The following is a 4641-nucleotide window of genomic DNA, read 5'->3' as shown; positions in this document are numbered from 1 at the left end:
GCGGAGCTGTTCCAGTTCTGCCTGGTAATTCTGGGCGTTGTTGCTCTTGTGTTAGACGCAACAAAAAAGAAATAACCGCCACCCTCACAAAGTGACGCGGTTATTTCTGCACACTCAAAGGGGCTGACCGTCTGTCGGCAGCACCTTTCTTTATATTTATTATATACTGTAATCTGGACGCTGTCAAGCGTCCTTTTTTGATTGACTGGAGCGCTTCCATGAGAGAATAATGGCCCGGCTTTGCCCACTTGGCCTAAGCCGGGCCACAAGGCTCCTCTTCACAGCGTTCGAACCGATCGGCGCACAAGGCTTGCTGGGGAGCTCGGCCCGATCGAGCACTGTGTAGTGGGGTTTTGCGGCACAGCCTGGGGCGAGCGGACAGGGCCGGTCTGGACAAAAAACAGGTTGAGGCGGGCACTGACATGCGTGTCTTTTCCACCCAGCCAAAGGCGGGCACCCTTCCGGGGGTTCCATAAGGGGGATACCCCCTTATGTGTGCTTTTTACCTTGCTTTTTGCACAAGCAAAAAACAAGCCGTCCGCCCGGACGGGACCGGGCATCCTCTGCCGCTTGCGGCACACTTCTCAAAAAAGGTAAGGTACAGCACCGCTGTACATCCCCCGCCATCGTCTGGGGGCATCCAAGGGTGCAAATCAGCCCTGAGCATGAGCGCTTGTCTGGGGGCGCGGGGTTTTTTAAGGGGCGTCGCCCCTTGAATGCACTTTTGGTCCCTTTTCGTGCATCCGAAAAGGGACCCGCCGCGCGGGGGCGGATTCCCCGCATCCCCTGCCGCCGGAAGGCGGACACCTATTCAAAAAAGGGGGAGAAAAAGGAGGGGAAGACCCCCCTCCTTTTCTAAATCAACCTCTCCGGTTTGATCGGCAGCTCGCTGCACCAAACCCCGACAGCATTGGCGACCGCGGCCGCGATGGCGGGTCCGGGGGTATTGATAACGATTTCGCCGATCGACTTTGCGCCGAACGGGCCGGTTGGCTCGTAGCTGGGCATGAACTCGACACGGATGTCGGGAAGGTCGAGGCGGGAGGGGATTTTGTACTGCATAAACGAGTCATTGAGCATCCGTCCATGAGCGTTGTACTGGATATCCTCCCAGAGCGCCATGCCGATCCCCTGTGCAACGCCGCCCTGTGTCTGGACGGTGGCAAGGTTGGGATTGACGACCGTACCGCAGTCGACAACCGCGACATAATCCACCACCGAGACTTTACCAGTTTCGGTATCGACCTCGACCTCCGCAAAACCGGCCATGAGCGGCGGCGGGGAAACCGGGCTGGAATGGGTGGCGGTGCACTGGAGCCACTCCCCGTCGCCGACGACCAGCTGTTGCGCGAGGTCGGAGAGGGAGATTTTGAGGTCGGGGTCGGTCTTGGAGACGACCTGCTCGCCATCGAACATCACCTGCAATACCGGCACGCCCAACCGGTTGGCGCCCTGCTGGCGGATTTCCGCCGCAAGTTTGGTGCTCGCCTTGACCACCGCCATCCCGGTAAGATAGGTGGTGCCGGAGGCGTACGACCCCTTGTCGAAGGGGGAATGGTCGGTGTCCACCCCGTCAACGGTGACCCGGCTGACCGGGCAGTGCAGCACCTCAGCCGCCATCTGCGCAAGGATGGTGTCACAGCCGGTGCCCATATCGGTGGCGCCGATCATCAGGGTATAGAACCCGTTGTCGTTCAGGCGGATCACAGCGGAACAGGTGTCGATATTGGCGATGCCCGACCCCTGCATACTGATTGCCATCCCGACCCCGCGCACCGTATGGCCGTCCACCCGCACCGACGGGAACTTCCCCTCCCAGCCGATCAGCTCCCTGCCCCGCCGGATACAGTCCTCCAGCCGGCTGCTGGCAAGCGCGCCATCCCCGTACGCCTCCATTGGGTCGCCCACCTTGGGGATGTTGCGCAGCCGCAGCTCTACCGGGTCGATCCTGAGCCGGCCGGCCAGGCGGTTGGCCAGCGATTCGAGCGCGAAACAGCCCTGTGTCGCGCCGTAGCCGCGGAACGCGCCCGCGCCCATCGTATTGGTATAAACCACGTCGTACCGGAACCGGAACGCCTCGGGGGTGTAAAGGGCGATCGACTTCCCCCCCACCAGCCCGATCGTGGTGGGGCCATGCTCGCCGTAAGCGCCCTGGTTGGAAAGCGCGTACATGTCGATGGCGCGGACCCGGCCGTCCTTGTCCGCACCCATCCGGACGGTCACCCGCATCTCGTGGCGGCTGTTCGACCCGGTAAAGCTCTCCTGCCGGGTAAATGCCATCCGGGCGGGCCTGCCGGTTTTCATCGTGACCACCGCCGGAAACAGCTCGCTGCACATCGTCTGTTTGGCCCCGAACCCGCCGCCGATCCGCGGCTTGACGACCCGGACCCGGCTCTGCGGGATGCCCAGCGCCCGCGCGATCTGCCGCCGGCAGTGGAACGGGATCTGGGTGGAGGTCAGCACGTTCAGCCGGTTGTTGTGGTCCAGCCAGGTGTAGGTCCGGAATGTCTCCATCATCGCCTGTGCCACCGCTTTGGTGTGGAACGTCTCCTCAACCACCACGTCGCATTCCGAAAAAACCCGTTCGAGGTCGCCGCCCGACCGCTCCCCCGATGCCACGAGGTTGCGCTGCGGGTCCCCGCCGACCGGGAAATTGTTGAAATAGTCCTGTTCCGGGTGAACCACCGAGGGATGATCCAGCGCGGTTTCGTAGTCGAGCACCGGGTCCAGCTGCTGATAGTCCACCCGGATCATCCGCAGCGCCTGGTCCACGACCTGCTCGCTTTCGCCCGCCACGATCGCAACCGGGTCCCCCACATACCGCACGAGGTCTTCGAGGATATACCGGTCGTACGGGCTTGGCTCGGGGTAGCTCTGGCCCGCCTGTGTAAACCGGATTTTCGGGAGGTCGTCGGCAGTGAGCACACAGGCAATCCCGTTGAGGCGCCGGGCAGCGTCGGCCCGGACCGCCATGACCCGCGCGAACGGGTGCGGGCTGCGCAGCACCTTGACGGTCAGCGCGCCGGGCGGGATGAGGTCATCGGTATAGACCCCCTTGCCGGTGGTGAGGGCGCGTGCATCCAGCTTGGGGATTCTGCGGTTGACTGCGTTCATCGGTCTCCCCCTTTCAGGAAGGACATCACTGCGGCGAGCTGGGAGGTATAGCCGGAACAGCGGCAGAGGTTGCCCGCGAGATAGGCGCGGACCTGCTGTTCATCCGGGTTGCGCAGCTCCCGGCGCATGGCGAGGACGGTCATGACCAGCCCCGGGCTGCAAAACCCGCACTGTTCGGCGCCGCGCGCCGCGAGGAACCGTCCGAACTCCTCGGCCTCGGGGGTCACCCCTTCGATGGTGGTGACCCGTTTCCCCTCCGCCCGGGCGGCCGGATAGGTGCAGGAAAGCACCGGGTGCTCGTCCACCCAGACGGTGCACAGGCCGCAGTTGGAGGTTTCGCAGCCCCGCTTGACGCTGACGAATCCCTGTTCACGCAGAAAGTCGAGCAGCATCATATCCGCGGGGACGTGCCTGTCGAACTGTCTGCCATTTACGGTCAGTTTGATCCTCATTGTTTCCCCTCCCGATGCAGAATCTCTTCAGCCGCCCGCCGGACCAGCACCTGTGCCACCTTGCGGCGGTAATCCGCCGAACCGCGCAGGTTGCCCGCGTAGCCGAGCGCCTCTACGGCCCGGGACGCTGCCTGCAAATCCCCGGCGGCAAGCGCGGCTTCCGCTTCGGGCACCCGCACCGCGCGCATCGGGCGCGCCCCAACCGCGACCGACCAGCCGGGGCCGCATCTGGAGACCGCCGCCCCCACGGCCGGGAAATCGGTGGCTGTATTGCGCATCGAACAGCAGGCCGCGTCCCGGCCGTCCAGCCGGATCCTGATGCCGGTCAGGATGTCCCGCGCCTCCCGGTTCCGGGGCAGCGCGAAAAAGGCTTCCAGCGGCATCCGGCCCGCGTGGTACAGCTCGACCTCGGTGTCAAGCACCGAAAGGGCGGTCAGCAGGTCGGAGAACCCCGCCCGCATCCAGACACTGCCCCCAACGGTTGCGCAGCTGCGGAACTGCACCCCCACGATCCGTTCGACCGACCGCGGCAGGATCCCCCCGAACAGGCCGCGCAGCGCCGGATCGGTCTCGAGCTGCCGCAGGGTCACCATCGCGCCGATCTCCAGCCATCCGTCCCGCTGCTCAATCCAGTCCAACCCCAGCCCGCTGAGGTCGATCCCCGTCCAGAAGCGTTTGCGCGTCATCTTCAGCCATCCGCAGCCGCCCAGAATCACATTCGATTTGTTCTTTTGCAGCGCACTGTACGCTTCCTCCAGCGTTTGCGCCATCAGATAGGTCTTGATTGTATACACGTCTCGTCTCCTGTCCCTCGTTTGATACGTCTGTTGCTTTTTTTCGTGCAGCGGTGCACTTTACTTCTTTGTGCAGCTGCGCAGCACCTTGCCTTTTTAAGAGGTGTGCCGCTTGTCAGCGGCACAGGATGCCCGGTCCCGCCCGGGGTAATGGCTCTTTTTGTGCAGCTGCGCGGCACCTTGCCTTTTTAAGAGGTGTGCCGCGAGCGGCAGAGGATGCCCGGTCCCGTCCGGGCGGACGGCTTGTTTTTTGCTTGTGCAAAAAGCAAGGTAAAAAGCAC

At 63.4% G+C, this 4641-nt stretch carries 3 protein-coding genes; all 3 read right to left on the bottom strand.

The window, feature by feature from the left end:
* Positions 1 to 855: 855 nt before the first annotated feature.
* From C814_RS11835 to C814_RS11825, 3 genes are read right to left on the bottom strand one after another with little or no spacing between them, the layout of a single operon-like run.
* A complete protein-coding gene (locus C814_RS11835) occupies positions 856 to 3114 on the bottom strand; it encodes a xanthine dehydrogenase family protein molybdopterin-binding subunit (RefSeq protein ID WP_016318064.1) in 2259 nt (752 codons plus the stop codon).
* A complete protein-coding gene (locus C814_RS11830; protein ID WP_016318065.1) occupies positions 3111 to 3566 on the bottom strand; it encodes a (2Fe-2S)-binding protein in 456 nt (151 codons plus the stop codon). The genes C814_RS11835 and C814_RS11830 overlap by 4 nt, the downstream gene beginning before the upstream one ends.
* Positions 3563 to 4360 (bottom strand): FAD binding domain-containing protein, encoded by a 798-nt coding sequence (locus tag C814_RS11825; protein ID WP_016318066.1) that lies wholly within the window; start codon positions 4358 to 4360, stop codon positions 3563 to 3565. The genes C814_RS11830 and C814_RS11825 overlap by 4 nt, the downstream gene beginning before the upstream one ends.
* Positions 4361 to 4641 lie beyond the last annotated feature (281 nt).

Origin of the sequence: Anaerotruncus sp. G3(2012) (assembly GCF_000403395.2) — a bacterium.
Classification (GTDB): domain Bacteria; phylum Bacillota; class Clostridia; order Oscillospirales; family Ruminococcaceae; genus Anaerotruncus.
Note: the sequence above shows the minus strand (reverse complement) of the source record. Positions and strands in the feature narration are given on the sequence as shown.